Genomic DNA, 16,344 nt, shown 5'->3' with positions numbered 1-16,344 from the left:
AGGCGGCCGGGGCTACTCCCGGCCGCCCTCGCTTGCGGGGAGCTCGTCGAGGAACGAGCGGGCCTCCTTGAACTGACGGGTCAGCTCCTCCATGGGATCGCGCCGCCGCTCCTGGGCGGCCACGGACTCGTCGGTGATGGCCATGGCGCAGGCCACGGCGTCGGTGTGGGTGTAGGACAGCGAGATGGGAATCTCGCGCACCCCCATCTCCCGGGCCACCTCCCGGGCCCGGCCCGTGAGCACCACGTAGGGGCGCCCCTTACTCGTGCGGCGCACCTCCACGTCGAGCCAGCTGATGCCTTCGGAGAACCCCGTTCCCAGGGCCTTGAGCACCGCCTCCTTGGCGGCGAAGCGGGTGGCGTAGTGCACTTCCGGGTGGGCGTGACCGTCGCAGTAGGCCCGCTCGGCGGCGGAGTAGACCTTCTCGGTGAAGGCGGGGGAGCGCTCGATGATGCGGGCCATGCGCTCGATCTCCACGATATCGACGCCGAGGCCCACCGAATCGCTCGCCACGGTCATGGACAGGGCGCCGTCGACGATAGCCTGGGATTTCTTGGATCGGGCCACAATGCCGCCTTTCAATGGGAATGCCGGGGAGGAAGGGGCCGGCTCGCCGGTCGCGCCGCCTCCGTGTCGCCCGCCATTCTACCAGATGCGCCCCGTGCGCACGTTTCGTGAAACGGGGCGCGGCATTCTGCCCGCGACGGTACAATGGGACGAATCACAGAACAAGAACGAGGGGCGCTTGGTCGCGCCCCGTTTCCGAAGGAGCAACCTATGTGCGGAATCGTTGGATACACGGGGGCCGCCCCGGCCGAGCCCATCCTCATCGAGGGGCTCTCCCGCATGGAGTACCGCGGCTACGACTCGGCCGGCGTGGCCGTGCAGCAGGGTGAGGCCATCGAGGTGGTGTGCCGCAAGGGGAAGGTGTCCGAGCTGGCCCATACCCTCGAGCACTTCGATCTGGACGGCACCTGCGGCATCGGGCACACCCGCTGGGCCACCCACGGCAAGCCGAGCGAGGCCAACGCCCACCCGCACACCTCCTGCGCCGGCGACATCGCCGTGGTGCATAACGGCATCATCGAGAACTTCGCCGAGCTGCGCGAGGCGCTGATCGGCCGCGGCCACGTCTTCAAGTCCGAGACCGACACCGAGGTGGTGGCCCATCTCGTGGAAGAGGCCTACCACCGGCTGCGCGAGGCCGGCACGGGCGACCTGCGCGCCGCCGTGGCCGAGGCCGCTTCCCAGCTCGTGGGCGCCTACGGCCTGGCTGTCATGGCCGAGGGCGAGCCGGGCACCCTCATCGTCTGTCGCAAGGACTCGCCCATCGTGGTGGGCCGTGGCGAGATGGGCAGCTACGTGGCCAGCGACATCATCGCCATGATCGACGCCACCCGTGATGTGGTGGTGCTCGCCGACGACCAGATGGCATCCCTGACGGCCGAGGGCATCGCCTACTTCGACATGGACGGGAACCCCCTGGAGCCCGAGGTGACCCACGTGGACTGGGACATCGACGTGGCCGAGAAGGGGGGCTACCCCGACTTCATGCTGAAGGAGATCCACGAGCAGCCCCGGGTCATCCGCGACACCCTGGCCGGCCGCCTTTCCGGCGGCGCGCTCACTATCGACGAGCTGGACATGACCCCGGCCGAGCTCAACCTCATCGACCGCGTCTACGTCATCGCCTGCGGCACCTCCTACCACGCTGGCCTCATCGCCAAGAACCTCATCGAGGGCTGGGCCCGCATCCCCTGCGAGGTAGAGGTGGCCAGCGAGTTCCGCTACCGCAACCCCATCATCACCCCCACGACCCTCGTGGTGGCCGTGTCCCAGTCCGGCGAGACCGCCGACACCCTGGCCGCCATCCGCGACGCCCGGGTGCGCGGCGCCAAGGTCTTCGGCATCACCAACGTGGTGGGAAGCCCCGTGGCCCGCGAGTCCGACGGCGTCATCTACACCAAGGCCAACAAGGAGATCGCCGTGGCCTCCACCAAGAGCTTCCTGGGCCAGGTGGTTTCCCTCACCCTGCTGGCCATGCTGCTGGGCCAGTCCACGGGCCGGCTCACCGGCGGCCAGATCAAGCTCCTGTTCAGCGAGCTGGCCGACACGGCCGAGGCCGTGGAGCGCATCCTCGCCGAGTGCGGGCCGGCCGTGGAAGAGGCCGCCCGGGCCATGGTGGATGCGACAAGCGCCCTGTTCATCGGCCGGGGCATGGGGGCCGCCACTTCCTACGAGGGCGCCTTGAAGCTCAAGGAGATCAGCTACCTGCATGCCGAGGCCTACGCCGCCGGCGAGATGAAGCACGGCCCCATCGCCCTTATCGACGAGAACTTCCCCGTGGTGGCCATCGCCACGGACAGCCCGGTCTACGACAAGGTGGTCTCGAACCTCCAGGAGTCCCGGGCCCGGGGCGCCTGCATCATCGCCGTGGCCACCGAGGGCGATGAGGACATCGCCAAGCACGCCGATCATGTCATCTACATCCCGAAGGTGCGTGACGCCTTCAGCCCCATCACGGCGAGCGTGCCCCTGCAGCTGCTCTCCCGCGAGGTGGCGGTACTGCGCGGCTGCGACGTGGACCAGCCCCGCAACCTGGCCAAGTCCGTCACGGTGGAATAGCCCCTCGGGCGGCCGGCGACCATGAGGCAGAGACTCGATTCCCGGGCCATCTTCGTGGCCGTCGCGGCCGTGGTCATCGCCCTGGCCGTGGTCATCACCGCCGCCGGCCTGCACTACTACGCCACCATCCACGAGCTCGTGGTGCAGGCCGATGCCATCATGCCCACGGATGAGGCCGAGGGCACCGCCATCGTGACCGTGACGGCGCGGCTCGTGGCCGTGCTCGTGGGCTCGGTGCTTTTGGCTGTGGCCGCCATCGCCGCCCTGCTCGTGTACCGCAACCGCCGCGAGCGGCGGGGCGAGCGCTACGTGCAGAGCATCTACCAGGCTATTGGCGCCAACATCGATACGGCCATCTTCATTGTGGACAGCAAGGACCGGGTCGTGGAGGCGGTATTCGAGAACATCCAGGACATTCTGGGGGTGCCGGCCGCCGCGTTCTTCGCCGTGGACGGCCTGTCGGCCAACGAGGCCTACGCGAAGGTGGCCGCCATCGTGCACTCCGGCGTCCCGGGCGAGCGTCGCACCTGGGAGTTCCAGTGCTTCAACGGGGCCTTCGGCCGGAATATGTGGCTGCGCATCACGAGCCGCCCGGTCGTGCTCGGCGGCAGCGAGAAGATCATCTATTCGCTCACCGATGTGACCCACGAGCACGATATCCGCCAGAAACTCATGGACACGGTGGCCGCCGCCGAGGAGGCCAACCGGGCCAAGAGCAATTTCCTCTCGGCCATGAGCCATGACATCCGCACCCCCATGAACGCCATCCTGGGCTTCTCGGCCCTCATCGAACGCGATGCCGACCACCCTGAGACCGTGCGCGAGTACAACCGCAAGATCGCCACGTCCGGCCAGCACCTGCTCGGGCTCATCAACGACGTGCTCGATATGTCGAAGATCGAGTCGGGCAAGACCACCTTGGCGGCCGTGGAGTTCCGCCTGAGCGAGACCGTGGCGGCGGTGGAGGCCATGATGCGGCCCCAGACCAGCGCCCGGGACCAGGTCTTCACCGTGGAAGTGACCGGTGTAACCCACGAGGCCCTCGTGGGCGATGAGGGGCGCCTGCGGCAGATTCTCATGAACGTGCTGTCCAATGCCATGAAGTACACCCCCGAGGGCGGTTCCATCCGCTTTGCCATCGATGGGTCCCTCAAGCGCCACGGCACCTTGCAGCACCTGCGCATCGTGGTGGCCGACGACGGCATCGGCATGGCACCGGAGTACCTGGCCACCATCTTCGACTCGTTCTCCCGGGAGGAGTCGAGCCTGACCAACAAGATCCAGGGCACCGGTCTCGGCATGGCCATCACCAAGAACCTCGTGGATCTCATGGGCGGCACCATCGCCGTGGAGAGCGCCCTCGGCCGCGGCTCCACCTTCACCATCGATCTGGACTTCCCGCCGGCGATCGGGGATGCGGCCGGCGGGGACGTTCCGGCCCCCGAGGCCCCGGTGGACATCGACGAGGCCCTCGGCGGCCGCCATTTCCTTGTGGCGGAGGACAACGACCTGAACGCCGAGATCATCGCCGCGGTGCTGGGCATCCATCACGGAACCTGCGATGTGGCCGAGAACGGCCGGGAGGCCGTGGAGATGTTCTCCGCCGCGCCTGCGGGCACCTACGCCATGATCTTCATGGACGTGCAGATGCCGGTCATGAACGGCCATGAGGCCGCCCGGGCCATCCGGGCCCTCGATCGGCCGGACGCCCGCACCATCCCCATTATCGCCATGACGGCCAACGCCTTCGCCGAGGATAAGCGGGAGGCTCTGGCGGCCGGCATGGACGCCCATGTGGCCAAGCCCATCGACGTGGCCGTCCTTGCCAAGACCGTGGCGGCGCTGTCCCGCTCCGAGGCCTCTTGGGCTTAAGCGGATCGCTTACCGGCCCGCGATGGCCCGCACGGCGGCCGGCAGAGAGGCGACGACGTCCTCGGCCACCGTGCAGATGGCCGTGAGCGCCACCTCGGCTGCCCGGCCTGCTTCGGCGTGGAGGGCGCAGCCGACAGCCGCGCTGTCCCGCGCCCTGAGCCCCTGGGCCAGAAGCGCCCCGATGATGCCGGCGAGCACATCGCCCGTGCCGGCCTTGGCCAGGGCCGCCGTGCCGCGATCCATCACCTCAACCCCCGCGCTGTCGGCTATGTAGGTGCATGGGCCCTTGAGGGCCACGACGGCCCCGAAGGCCCGGGCGAGCTCGCGGGCCAAATCTGCTTCGCCAAGCCCCTCTTCCAGCTGCGCCGCCCGGGCGAGCCGAGCCGCCTCGCCGCCGTGGGGCGTCAGCACGAGGGGCAGCCCCGCCGCGGCCCGCTCCGCGGCCAGGCGCAGCCCCGTCGCGCTCGCCAGGAGGGTCAGGGCGCCCCCGTCGACGAGGAGCGGGCCGGCGAAGGCGCGCAGGGTCTCCATGACGAGCGGCCCCTCGGTCTTTTCCTCGCCGGCGAACCCGCAGCCGATGATGCAGGCGCCGGGGCGGTCGGGGCTCGGGGACGCCATGCGGCCCGGCCGCCAATGGCGCCAATCGCGCACGACGAGGGAGGGGCTCGCGGCCCGCACGGCGAGCAGCGACTTCCCCGCGCAGAACACCTCGGTGTAGCCGGCGCCGGCCCGCTGGGAGGCCGTGGCCGCCAGGCAGGCCGCCCCGGGGTAGGCCGCCGAGCCCGCCACGACGGCGAGGTGCCCGCGGCTGTACTTGTGAGCGTCGGGGGCGGGCCAGGGGAGCAGGGCCGCCAGGGCGGCATCGGTGCGAGGGGGTGCGACGGTGCAGGTCATGGGGGTCCTTTCCCGGCAGCGGTCATTCCAACGCCGCGCCAACGCGGCGCAATCTCCTGGGCAACGGCCGCGCCGGGAGCGGTGCTCCGCCTGACACGGCCCTCTACAATGGGAGTCTACCTAGTATACAACCTCGCTTAAGGAGTGTGGAAACCATGGATACCAAACCAGGACGCAACTGGGCGCTGTTCGCCGCCGGCATCGCGCTCATCATCATCGGCTTCATCCTGCTCATGGTGCCGGGCCTCACCCTCGTGACCATCGCCATCTTGGCCGGCTGCATGTTCGTGGCCGCCGGCATCGTGGACGGCTGGGCCTTCTTCCGGTACCGCAAGAGCGAGGGCCTGTCGGCCTGGGCGCTCGCCTACGCCGCCTGCGACCTCATCTTGGGCGTGCTCTTCATCGCCCACCCCGTGGTGTCGGCCGTGGTGATCCCCTGGGTCATGGGCATCTTCGTCATCGCCTACGGCGTGTTCGGGATCGTGGCCTCGGTGCGGCTGCGGGAGGTGCTGCCCGGCTGGGGCTGGGTGCTGTTCTCCGGCATCGTGAGCGTGCTGTGCGGCTTCGCCTTCATCATCGCCCCGGGCTCCTTCGCCCTGTTCCTCGGGCTGTTCCTCATGGCCCGCGGCGTGCAGATGGCCGTCTACGGCGTGACCCTGCCCCAGGCGCCGACGCGCTTCGCCCACAACCACTAGGCGCACGGCGGCGACGGGCTCGGCCCTGCGGCTTCGCCCGTCGCCCGAGCGGTGGTATCATAGCCGCTGCGACACGACCGAGGGCCCGGATTCGTCCGGGCCCTCGTTGACGAAGCGGCCGTCTTCCCCGCAGGAGGCGGCCGGTGTGACGGGCGGGGCCATGCCACGGCCCTGCGGCGAGGAGAAAGGCGCATATCCATGGTTCAACGGGAAGGCTCCCTGTTCGACGCGACGGCCCTGGCGGCTGCGGCGAGCGATCCGGCTGTCCGGGCGGCGGCCCTGCGCCGCGAGATCGAGCACCACAGCTACCAGTACTACGCTCTGGACAACCCCACCATCTCGGACGCGGCCTTCGACTCGCTCATGGGCGAGTTGCGCGAGATCGAGGCGGCCCATCCGGAGCTGGTGACGCCGGCCTCGCCCACCCAGCGCGTGGGGGGCTACGTGGGCGAGCAGTTCGCTCCCGTCGTGCACGAGCGGCGCATGTACTCCCTGGACAACGCCATGGACTTGGGCGAGCTGGACGAGTGGCTCGGGCGCGTGGAGGAGGCCTGCGGCGGCGCGCTGCCGCCGTTGTGCTGCGAGCTGAAGATCGACGGCAGCTCCATCGCGCTCACCTACGAGGACGGCCTGCTCGTGCGGGCCGCCACCCGGGGCGACGGCACCACGGGCGAGGACGTGACCGTGAACATGCGCACGGTGCGCGACGTGCCCCTCCGCCTGCGCGAGGGGGCCTTGGGCGCCGTGGCGCCGGGAGTGGGCTCCCTCGAGCTGCGGGGCGAGGTGTACATGCCCAAGAAGAGCTTCGAGGTGCTCAACGCCGCCGCTGTGACCGAGGGGCGGCCCCCCTTCGCGAACCCCCGCAACGCCGCGGCCGGTTCCCTGCGCCAGAAGGATGCCCGCGTCACCCAGGGCCGCGACCTGTCCACCTTCATGTACGCCATCGCCGACGAGGGCGCCCTGGCGGTGGACGGCCAGTGGGAGCTGCTCCAGTGGCTGCGGGAAGCCGGCTTCCACGTGAACCCCGATGTGCGGCTGTGCGAGACCGCCGAGGAGGTGCGCGCCTTCTGCGAGGAGGCCGTCCGGCGCCGCGACGACTTGCCCTACGAGATCGACGGCGTGGTGGTGAAAGTGAACTCCTTCGCCCGCCAGCGGGCCATGGGGTTCACCTCCCGGGCCCCGCGCTGGGCCATCGCCTTCAAGTTCCCGCCCGAGGAGAAGACCACCCTTCTGCGGGACATCACCGTGCAGGTGGGCCGCACCGGGGCGCTCACGCCCGTGGCGGAGCTGGAGCCGGTATCGGTGGCCGGGTCCACCGTGGCCCGGGCCACGCTGCACAACGTGGACGAGGTGCACCGCAAGGACGTGCGCGTGGGCGATACGGTCATCGTGCGGAAGGCCGGCGACGTGATTCCCGAGGTGCTGGGCCCGGTGCTGGCCCTGCGCAGCCCCGAGGCCCGCATCTGGGAGATGCCGAGCGCGTGCCCCAGCTGCGGCAGCCCCGTGGTGCGCGACGAGGGAGAAGTGGCCTTCCGCTGCATCTCCATCGACTGCCCGGCTCAGGCCTTGGAGCGGCTGCTCCATTGGGCGAGCCGCGGAGCGCTCGACATCGACGGCATGGGAGAGGAGATCGTCTCGCGGCTCGTGGAGAGCGGGCGCGTGGCCGATGTGGCCGACTACTACTCGCTCTCTGAAGACGAGCTGGCCGCCCTTGACATGGGTCGCGTGAACAAGGAGGGGGAGCCCATCCGCCTGGGGCATACGGTGGCGAAGAAGCTCGTGGCCGCCATCGAGGCCTCCAAGGGCCGCCCCTTCGCCCGCATGCTCTTCGGCTTGGGCATCCGCCATGTGGGCAAGACCACGGCCGAGCTTCTGGCCGATGCCTTCCCCTCCCTGGAGGCCCTGGCCGATGCCGGCGAGGACGAGCTGGCCGAGATAAACGGCGTGGGCCCGAAGATGGCCCACGGCATTTGGCTTTTCTTCCGCACGCCGGACAACGTGTCGGTCATCGAGCGGCTGCGGGCCGCCGGCGTGACCATGGCCGCCGAGACCATGGCGGCCGGCGAGGCGGTGCCCCAGGTGCTCGCCGGGCTCACCTTCGTGCTCACGGGCACCCTGGCCGCCTCGGGCATGACCCGGGACGAGGCCGGGGCGCGTCTGAAGGCCATGGGGGCGAAGGTGTCGGGCTCGGTATCGAAGAAGACGAGCTTCGTCGTGGCGGGGGAGAGCGCCGGCTCGAAGTACGACAAGGCCGTCGCCCTCGGCGTTCCCGTGCTCGACGAGGCGGCCCTTCTGCATCTGCTGGAAACCGGCGAGGTGCCGCGGGAAGTGTAGAATCTGCTCCTATCCCTCCGGGCCCTACCGTGAGAGAGCACGTGCCATCACCTGCGGTTTCTTCGCCTTCTATTTCCTGATCTCGCTGGTAGGTGATGGAGGGCGTGCGGAGGGGACGTGAACTTCCCGTTGAGTTCTCGGGAAGGGGCTGTGAACTGAACGTGGGCGCCTTGTCGCCATATCGCGGGCGCCTTGTGGAGGGCCTTGGCGGGGCGGCGCGCACCCCTTAGACTCGCCGCCATGCTTAGTTACAGATTTCTCACCCAGCGGGCGCGCACCCTTCTGCTCGCCTGCGCCCTTTCCGCGACGATGATCGCGATGAGCGCCCCGGAGGCCCAGGCCAACGAGGTCGCGCAGGACAACCCCTTCGCCCACATCGAGTCCTTCGCCAACGAGATCAAGGACTACGTGGGCACCGTGGCCGACGCCGCGGCCGAGCGCGCCGCCGAGGAGGAGCGCTCGGCCCGGCGCCAGTCGGTCGTGGACGAGGCCGCGAGCCACCTCGGCGTGCCCTACGTCTACGGAGGCACCACGCCGGCCGGCTTCGACTGCTCCGGGTTCACCCGGTGGGTCTTCGAGCACGCCCTCGGCATGGCGCTGCCCCGCACCGCCGCGGAGCAGAGCGCCCTGGGGGAGGCGGTCTCGCTCGACGAGGTGCTCCCCGGCGACTTGCTGTTCTGGGGTAGCGGCAGCGGCGTGTACCACGTGGGCATCTACGCCGGCGACGGCGAGTACATCCACGCCTCCACAGGCGGCGGCCGCATTATGCGGGCCACCTTCGACTACTTCGCCCCCTCTTTCGCCAAGCGCCTCGTGGCCTAAAGGGCCCTCGAGCGAGGGCCGCGAGCCCGGCCAATCTTCGCTTGTGGCCCTGTCTTCCCAATCCTGAGCCCGCTCATCAGTGAAAAAAGTCATCCACGGAAAATATTATCGGCGGGATGAAGAGGGGAAACAGGGGCGGCCTGTCCCGGAGGTTCCAGGTAAAATGCCAGATCAGTAACGGTTTTGTTACCGTTTTGCCCCATTGCTCATCGATGCCATCACCGAAACATCGCCCCAACGAGATGTTTTCGCAGGTTGGACAGCGCAAGAAGTCGCGCTATAATGCCTACTTCAAGGCACCTGCTTGCCTTGGATTCGTATACCCGGACAGTTGGGGTCTGCGAAGCCCGTGAGAGATGATGACACAAGAGGAGGCATTGATGACCTCATCGAAAAACGCAGTCTCGCTATTGACGGCAGCCGCCCTCGTCGTTGCCCCGGTGGGCGGCGTGGCCGCTAATTATAAGACCGCTCACGCCGACGAGGGCGAGGGCGACGACGGCCACGTTCGCGAGGCTGACACAACCCAGGAGGGCAAGACCCTCGCCGACGTGGAGTACGCCAAGGCCAACGGCGAGTACAGCAGCGAGGCCGACTACGCCAAGGACGTCCAGGAGGCGCTCGGCAACGAGGCCGCATCCGAGGAGCCGCCGGCTCCGGAAAAGGACGCCGAGTCCGACGGTACCGGCAATGGCACCACCGAGGGCGAGGACACGGATGAGGCCGCCCCGGAGACCCCGGAGGGCACTCCCGAGGGCACGCTGCCCCCGGCCGACCAGAACAAGCCCGTCGAGGGCGAAGGCGAGGGAGAGGGCACCACGAAGTTCGAGATGCCTAACCTGGTGGACAAGTCACTAGAGGCGGCCAAGAGCATCCTCGCCGAGGCCCACCTGAACCTCTCCGATGATATCCAGTACGAGTTCAGCACGGCCCCCAAGGGCACGGTGCTCTCCACCAACCCCGCGGCGGGCACCCCGGTGAACGCCGGGGACACGGTGCAGCTCGTCGTCTCCAAGGGCACCGAGAAGGTGGCCGTTCCCGATTTCAAGAACATGACGCTGGAAGAGGCCATGGCGGCCCTCGACCCGTCCTGCCTGACCCTGTCCAGCGAGAAGCCCGTCTACGAGTTCAGCGACACGGTGGAGGCCGGGCGTGTCATCGCCACCTCGCCGGCCGCCGGCACCGTGGTAGACAACGGTGCGGCCGTGCAGTTCACCATCTCCAAGGGCGCCGATCCCGACCAGAAGCCCGATGAGGGCGAGAAGCCGGGCGGAGACGAGGGCGAGAAGCCCTCCCAGCCTGAGACGCCGGAGCCCCCCGCGGTCGATCCGAGCAATCCGGTGGATTCCGGCGTGCAGAAGCCCAAGCCCGATGGGGCCGGCGGCACCACCGATTCCAGCCACACCGCCGCCGTGAACAAGGGCCAGGCCCAGACGCCCCTCAAGCAGGTGGCCGTCACGGTGCCTTCCATCTCGTTCACCCACATGGACAACTCCTCCTATGTGGCCCGCCACTACAGCGAGGACCTGACCACCGAGAAGTTCATCTCGCTGGTGGGCGAGTCGGCCCGCACCATCGCCGCCGACAACGACCTGTACGCCTCGGTGATGATCGCCCAGGCCATCCTGGAGTCCGCCTCGGGCAACTCCCAGCTGGCCCAGGCCCCCAACAACAACCTCTTCGGCATCAAGGGCACCTACAAGGGCAGCTCGGTGTCGCTGGCCACCCGCGAGGACGACGGCTCCGGCGCCACCTACACCATCATGGCCGACTTCCGCCAGTACGACACCGTGGACGAGTCGCTGTCCGACTACGCCGACCTGCTGTCCAACTCCATGGGGGACTTCTATGCCGGCGCCCGCAAGTCGAACACCGACACCTTCGTGGATGCCTGCGACTTCCTCGTGGGCCGCTACGCCACCGATATCTTCTATTCCGAGAAGCTGCAGGATCTCATCGAGACCTACGACCTCACCCGCTTCGACGTGCCGCTGACCTACGAGCTCACCGAGACCTTCGTGCTGCCGGCCAAGGACGAGGTGACCGGTCTGGATCTGTACCTGGATCCCGTGGCCGACAAGGAGGCCTACGACGCCCTGGTGGCCGAGTACGAGGCCTACGTGGACGCCACGAGTGAGTACCAGCAGGCGTTGGCCACCTGGGAGCAGCAGATGGCCCGGGCCGAGGAGCTCTACCACGTGCCCGTGTACCTGGAGAAGCCCTCGGTGCCCGCGGCGGACACGGCCATGCAGCAGCATCAGAACGCCATCGACGCCGAGCGCTTCGACGGCTTCGATAAGCTCATTGCTGCCGGCGCCCCGCTGCCGGTGCGCGAGGCCCGCACCCTGAACGACCTCACGTCCCTGGCGAACTCCTTCCTCGGGGTGCCCTACCTGTGGGGCGGCACCACGCCGGCCGGCTTCGACTGCTCGGGCCTCGTGCAGTACTGCTACCGCGAGGTGTTCAACATCGAGCTGCCCCGCACCACCTACTACCAGTGCGAGGTGGGCGTGGAGGTGCCCTTCTCCGAGCTGCTCCCCGGCGACCTGCTGTTCTTCGCCGACGACGGCGATGTGCACCATGTAGCCATGTACCTGGGCGACGGCTACTATGTGGAGGCGCCCCATACGGGCGATGTGGTGAAGATCACCGCCATGAACGACAAGCTGCCCGACTTCGCCAAGCGCGTGGTCGAGGTGCGCGATGTGGAGCTGTCCGAGTACAGCGACGCGCAGCTGGCCATGTTCGTGGAGCGTGAGAAGTACCTCCAGGAGCGCGAGCAGCGCATGGGTGTCTCCGACGAGGCTCTCGAGGAGCTGACAACGTGGCTGCAGGGCCTCGAGTTCTAACCTCTCGGCCTGCGTGGGAGTAACACTGCGACATTTTCTGGTGCTGGGCCTGATTGCCTTCGCCGTGACGTACATCTGCGTCCCGTTGGCAAGAAGGCTCGCACTACGTCTGGATGCCGTTGACTATCCGAATGCGCGCCGGGTGAACAAGCGCCCGGTGCCGCGGATGGGCGGCATCGCCATGGCCTGCGGTATTGCCGCGGCGCTTTTGGTGGAGGTGGCCGGCGAGTTCCTCTTCGGCTGGGCCGGCTTCTACGTGCATCCTACCCACGGCACCATCAACCACGCCGGCGTCATGGCCGGCCTTTTAGTGGTGGTGCTGGTGGGTGCTCTGGACGACGTGTACTCGCTGCCTCCCAAGATAAAGCTGCTGGGCCAGGTGATCGGCGCGTCGGTCATCGCGGCCTCGGGGCTTCTGCTGTCGAGCATTGCCAACCCCCTGGGGGCGGGCTTCATTCAGTTCGGCTGGTTCGCCTACCCGCTCACGGTGCTCTACCTCGTGTGCTTCATGAACGTTATCAACCTCATCGACGGCCTGGACGGCCTGGCGGCGGGCATTGCAGCCATCGCGTCCTTCTTCCTGTTCCTCATTGCCTTCGGGCGGGGGCTCGAGGAGACTGCCATGCTGTCCATCGTGCTCTTGGGGGCCACGTTGGCCTTCCTGCGCTACAACTTCGCTCCCGCGAGCATCTTCATGGGTGATTCCGGCTCGCTCATGCTGGGGGCCATGATCGGCGTCATCTCGCTCATGGGCGTCATGCGCTCGCCGACCCTCATCGTGCTGGCGGTGCCCGTGGTGATCGCCGCCATCCCCATCGCTGATACCGCGGCGGCCATCGTGCGGCGCGTGTACCACCACAAGCCCATCCAGCAGGCCGACCGCAAGCACCTGCACCACATGCTCCTGCGCAAGGGCTACGGCGTGCGCAAGTCCGTGGTCATCGTGTACGCCTGGACGGCCCTGCTCGGCATCGGCGCCTGGGTCATGTCCACTACCCACGGTGTGGCGGTGTGGGCCATGATGATGATCATGCTCGCGGGATCGTTCTTCATCCTCTGGAAGATCGGCATCTTCGACCAGGTCCTGCGCCACCACTACCACGGCCGCCACACCCGTCAGGAGGACAAGCCCCGCTGGTACGGCAAGCACGGGCGGTAGGGGAGCGGACGCTTTAATCGGAGTCACCTAGCCCGACGTGGGCATTTTCCGCGCTTTTCGCTGAACAAGAGTATGGGGCGCCGATGCTGTTTCTCGGTACCGTTGGAGAATCGTGGAGGGTCGCGGTCGCGGGGGCGAAGCAATGGTAAAATAAAGCCTTGCGTTGCAAGTCGCGAGAAATGAGGATCGTGAGCACTCTCTCAAAGATACTCAAAGAACAGTGGGATTGGCGCAAGCAAATCATGAGCCTGGGCCTGTTCGACCTGAAGAAGGTGTCGGCAGGCGCGGTGCTCGGGCCGCTTTGGTTCTTCGCGAAGCCGGCTGTGTACATCCTGGTGTTCTGGTTCGCCTTGGAAGTGGGCCTGCGCAGCGGGGATCAGACCGGTTCGGATGTGCCCTATATCCTTTGGCTTATGGGCGGTCTGGTTCCCTGGTTCTATATTCAGGAGATCCTTGGCACGGGCATCAATATCTTCAAGCGCTATTCCTATTTGGTGACGAAGATCAAGTTCCCCCTTTCGGGCATTCCCACCATTTTCAGCATTTCCACCTTCGTCATCCAGTTGGGCCTCGTGTTGGCATTGTTGGTGGTGTACCTCCTCTGCGGGCAGCCGCTCGACCTTTATCTGCTGCAGTTGCCCGTGGCGCTCATGCTCATGTTCTTGTTCTTCAACATGTTCTCGCTGGTGACGAGCTTGCTGTCGGCCATCAGCAAGGACTTCATGAACCTCATGAAGACGCTCTCCACGCCGCTGTTTTGGCTGTCGGGCGTTATCTTCAACGTGTACAACCTGCACCTGCCCATCGTCGAGTTCATCCTCATGTTCAACCCGATCACTTTCATTGTGACGATGTACCGATGCGCGGTGTACGATAAGATGTGGATTTGGGACAAGCCCGAGGCAGTCGTCGGGTTCGCCATTGTCTTTGCGCTCACGCTCATCGTCACGCTGGTGATTTACCGCCGCACCCACGAGGAGGTGGCTGATGTCCTCTAGCAACATCGAGCAGGCGCCAGTGGTCATCGAGTTCGATCACGTCACCAAGACCTACAAGCTCTTCGAGAACGATCGCCAGCGGTTCCTTAGCGTGTTCTGGGCTCCTGAGAAGCGCAAGGGCATTACCAAGGTGAATGCCAGCAACGACCTGTCCTTCAAGATTCGCAAGGGCGAGGCCGTGGCGTTCCTCGGCCATAACGGGGCAGGGAAGTCGACGGCGCTGAAGATGATCACGGGCGTGACGTTCCCCACGTCGGGAACGGTGACGGTGAACGGCAGTGTGAGCGCGCTTTTGGAATTGACCGCTGGATTCGATATGGCGCTCACGGGGCGCGAGAACATCCACCTGCGCGGCCATGCCCTTGGGCTCGATAGCGACCAAATTGCGGCTTTGGAGCCGAAGGTGGTGGAATTCGCTGAGCTGGGCGTGTACATCGATCAGCCGGTGCGCACCTACTCGTCGGGTATGAAGTCGCGCCTGGGCTTCGCCTTCGCCGTGTCGAGCGACCCGGAGATCCTTGTCGTGGACGAGGCTCTCTCCGTGGGCGACAAGCGCTTCCAGCAGAAGTGCTTCGCCCGGGTGCGCGAGATCATGGAAGATGAGAACGTGACGGTGCTCTTCGTCACCCATTCGTCGGGGGCCGCGCAGGAGTTCTGCACCCGCGGCATCGTGCTCGATGCCGGCACCATGAAGTTCGACGGCAGTATTCAGGATGCCATCGCTTACTACGAGGGGCACGAATAGGGGCCTCGATTTTGGCAAACGTGCCGAGAGGCGCCGCCGTGTCCTTGCCCCCGGGGCCTGCGCTTGCAGTTCCGCCGAGCCCGGATGTGTGCCGTCTCGCAGCCGCTGAGCTCAGTTGTTGCGCCGTTTCTCCATCCCGATGATCGCCTCGCAGATGCGCTCGGTGCACAAGCCCTCAACGGGGATCGCCACGTTGGCGGCGGTGAAAGCGGCATAGGTCGCATGGTCGAAGGAGCCGGCTTCGATGGCGTCCATGATGGCGTGGGGGTCGTCGGTGAAGAGAGCGGGCACGTCGTGTTCAAAATCGATGGTGAGGCCGCGCTTCTCGCGGTAGCTGTCCCAATCGTAGGCGTACAGGTAGATGGGGAGATCGAGCAGCCCCGCCTCGTAGATAACCGTGGAGTAGTCGCTGATGATGTAGTCGGCCACGAACAGGGCATCGAAGGCGCCTCCGGGTATGGTGACGACGCGAGGATCGTCGATGATCTGCCGACTGACGGGATGGGGCTTGTAGACGAAGTTGTAGCGTGAGAAATCGACGGCATCCAGGAGGGTCCGGGTGGCAGCGTCTTCATTGGCGGCCGGTTGCTTGCGGAAGGTGGGACAGTAGACGATGGTCTCGCGACCACGCAGTTGCGGGTAGGCGGCGAGGATCGCCTCGCGTTGCTGGGCGCGGTGGTTGGCGCTGAGCAGGAGATCGACATGGGGGAGGGGTGCCTCGAAGAGAACCGAGGGGTCGACGTTGAAGGCTGCGGCGAAGGGCTCGGCGAAGCCGAGGGACGAGATGGCGATGGCATCGTAGCCCTCGTGCATGTGCATGAGGAGCGCCGTTGCCTCGGAGTGCCCCTCGTCGGTGCCGAAGGCGGTGTAACCGAAGCGCTTCATATTGCCGAGAGAGTGCCAGATCTGCACAACGGGCACGCGGATGCGGTCGTGCAGAAGCCCCACGACGATGCAGTAGGAATCGAGCACCACTACTTGGCTCGTGGCGATATAGTAGGTCTGACGCACCATTTCGGGCAGATAGGCGAGAAGGTTGCGCAGCTGCTTAGCGAGTACGACAACCTCCCACGGGGGCGTGCGCTGCTCGCAGTAGCCGCGGATGAGTTGAAAGTCGACCGGCGTGCTATCGCTTTGCCGGCTGATACAGACGATGCGCTGCCGTACGGGCAATAGCGAGAAGAGCCCGTAGAGCAGGCTGAGGATGGGCGGTCCTATGGTTGCAACAATTCCGTTCACCTGCAATCCTTTCAGAAGAACCAGTAACGCTATGGTAACACGAGGCCGCAGCGTTGCCCTCCGCAAGCGCGGTGTCGGGCAGCCCCTGTGCACATTGTGCATCTGGCCGGGG

At 66.7% G+C, this 16,344-nt stretch carries 12 protein-coding genes; 9 read left to right on the top strand and 3 right to left on the bottom strand.

Features of this window, described 5'->3' with window-relative positions:
* Positions 1-12 precede the first annotated feature (12 nt).
* Positions 13-567 (bottom strand): holo-ACP synthase, encoded by a 555-nt coding sequence (gene acpS / locus ACTOXK_RS06865; protein ID WP_482276639.1) that lies wholly within the window; start codon positions 565-567, stop codon positions 13-15.
* 210 nt (positions 568-777) lie between these two features.
* On the opposite strand from acpS, the gene glmS reads away from it, so the two are divergent.
* The gene (gene glmS / locus ACTOXK_RS06860; RefSeq protein ID WP_482276640.1) at positions 778-2,625 is read left to right on the top strand and encodes a glutamine--fructose-6-phosphate transaminase (isomerizing); all 1,848 of its coding nucleotides are present in this window, start codon (positions 778-780) and stop codon (positions 2,623-2,625) included.
* Positions 2,626-2,646: 21 nt separating this feature from the next.
* Positions 2,647-4,497, top strand: coding sequence for a hybrid sensor histidine kinase/response regulator (locus tag ACTOXK_RS06855; protein WP_482276641.1), 1,851 nt, complete (start codon positions 2,647-2,649; stop codon positions 4,495-4,497).
* A 9-nt stretch (positions 4,498-4,506) separates the two neighbouring features.
* Here the strand turns inward: ACTOXK_RS06855 and ACTOXK_RS06850 are convergent, their stop codons facing one another.
* A complete protein-coding gene (locus ACTOXK_RS06850) occupies positions 4,507-5,391 on the bottom strand; it encodes an NAD(P)H-hydrate dehydratase (RefSeq protein WP_482276642.1) in 885 nt (294 codons plus the stop codon).
* Between the two features lie 155 nt (positions 5,392-5,546).
* Here ACTOXK_RS06850 and ACTOXK_RS06845 point away from each other — a divergent pair, with 155 nt between their 5' ends.
* The 7 genes from ACTOXK_RS06845 to ACTOXK_RS06815 all read left to right on the top strand — a co-directional run bounded on the left by ACTOXK_RS06845 (position 5,547) and on the right by ACTOXK_RS06815 (position 14,993).
* Entirely contained in the window at positions 5,547-6,086 is a 540-nt protein-coding gene (locus ACTOXK_RS06845; protein ID WP_482276643.1) for an HdeD family acid-resistance protein, read from the top strand.
* A gap of 198 nt (positions 6,087-6,284) precedes the next feature.
* Positions 6,285-8,420: an NAD-dependent DNA ligase LigA gene (gene ligA / locus ACTOXK_RS06840; RefSeq protein ID WP_482276644.1), complete on the top strand. Its 2,136-nt coding sequence runs from the start codon at positions 6,285-6,287 to the stop codon at positions 8,418-8,420.
* Between the two features lie 240 nt (positions 8,421-8,660).
* The gene (locus tag ACTOXK_RS06835) at positions 8,661-9,242 is read left to right on the top strand and encodes a C40 family peptidase (RefSeq protein WP_482276645.1); all 582 of its coding nucleotides are present in this window, start codon (positions 8,661-8,663) and stop codon (positions 9,240-9,242) included.
* Between the two features lie 380 nt (positions 9,243-9,622).
* Complete coding sequence (locus ACTOXK_RS06830) at positions 9,623-12,091, top strand: PASTA domain-containing protein (protein ID WP_482276646.1); 2,469 nt, start codon at positions 9,623-9,625, stop codon at positions 12,089-12,091.
* Between the two features lie 142 nt (positions 12,092-12,233).
* A complete protein-coding gene (locus ACTOXK_RS06825) occupies positions 12,234-13,250 on the top strand; it encodes an MraY family glycosyltransferase (RefSeq protein ID WP_482279205.1) in 1,017 nt (338 codons plus the stop codon).
* Positions 13,251-13,429: 179 nt separating this feature from the next.
* Complete coding sequence (locus ACTOXK_RS06820) at positions 13,430-14,248, top strand: ABC transporter permease (RefSeq protein ID WP_482276648.1); 819 nt, start codon at positions 13,430-13,432, stop codon at positions 14,246-14,248.
* Positions 14,238-14,993 (top strand): ABC transporter ATP-binding protein, encoded by a 756-nt coding sequence (locus ACTOXK_RS06815; protein ID WP_482276649.1) that lies wholly within the window; start codon positions 14,238-14,240, stop codon positions 14,991-14,993. The genes ACTOXK_RS06820 and ACTOXK_RS06815 overlap by 11 nt, the downstream gene beginning before the upstream one ends.
* A 111-nt stretch (positions 14,994-15,104) precedes the next feature.
* Here ACTOXK_RS06815 and ACTOXK_RS06810 read toward each other — a convergent pair whose 3' ends face one another.
* The gene (locus ACTOXK_RS06810; protein ID WP_482276650.1) at positions 15,105-16,232 is read right to left on the bottom strand and encodes a CDP-glycerol glycerophosphotransferase family protein; all 1,128 of its coding nucleotides are present in this window, start codon (positions 16,230-16,232) and stop codon (positions 15,105-15,107) included.
* Between the last annotated feature and the right edge of the window lie 112 nt (positions 16,233-16,344).

It is taken from the genome of Adlercreutzia sp., assembly GCF_056795635.1.
This window is presented reverse-complemented; position numbering and strand designations above follow the sequence as displayed.

What these genes read in the sequence shown, in the direction of transcription:
- glmS (WP_482276640.1), top strand. Translation starts at nt 778, where the DNA reads ATGTGCGGAATCGTTGGATACACGGGGGCCGCCCCGGCCGAGCCCATC.
- ACTOXK_RS06855 (WP_482276641.1), top strand. Translation starts at nt 2,647, where the DNA reads ATGAGGCAGAGACTCGATTCCCGGGCCATCTTCGTGGCCGTCGCGGCC.
- ACTOXK_RS06815 (WP_482276649.1), top strand. Translation starts at nt 14,238, where the DNA reads ATGTCCTCTAGCAACATCGAGCAGGCGCCAGTGGTCATCGAGTTCGAT.
- ACTOXK_RS06820 (WP_482276648.1), top strand. Translation starts at nt 13,430, where the DNA reads ATGAGGATCGTGAGCACTCTCTCAAAGATACTCAAAGAACAGTGGGAT.
- ligA (WP_482276644.1), top strand. Translation starts at nt 6,285, where the DNA reads ATGGTTCAACGGGAAGGCTCCCTGTTCGACGCGACGGCCCTGGCGGCT.
- ACTOXK_RS06830 (WP_482276646.1), top strand. Translation starts at nt 9,623, where the DNA reads ATGACCTCATCGAAAAACGCAGTCTCGCTATTGACGGCAGCCGCCCTC.
- ACTOXK_RS06835 (WP_482276645.1), top strand. Translation starts at nt 8,661, where the DNA reads ATGCTTAGTTACAGATTTCTCACCCAGCGGGCGCGCACCCTTCTGCTC.
- ACTOXK_RS06845 (WP_482276643.1), top strand. Translation starts at nt 5,547, where the DNA reads ATGGATACCAAACCAGGACGCAACTGGGCGCTGTTCGCCGCCGGCATC.
- ACTOXK_RS06850 (WP_482276642.1), bottom strand. Translation starts at nt 5,391, where the DNA reads ATGACCTGCACCGTCGCACCCCCTCGCACCGATGCCGCCCTGGCGGCC.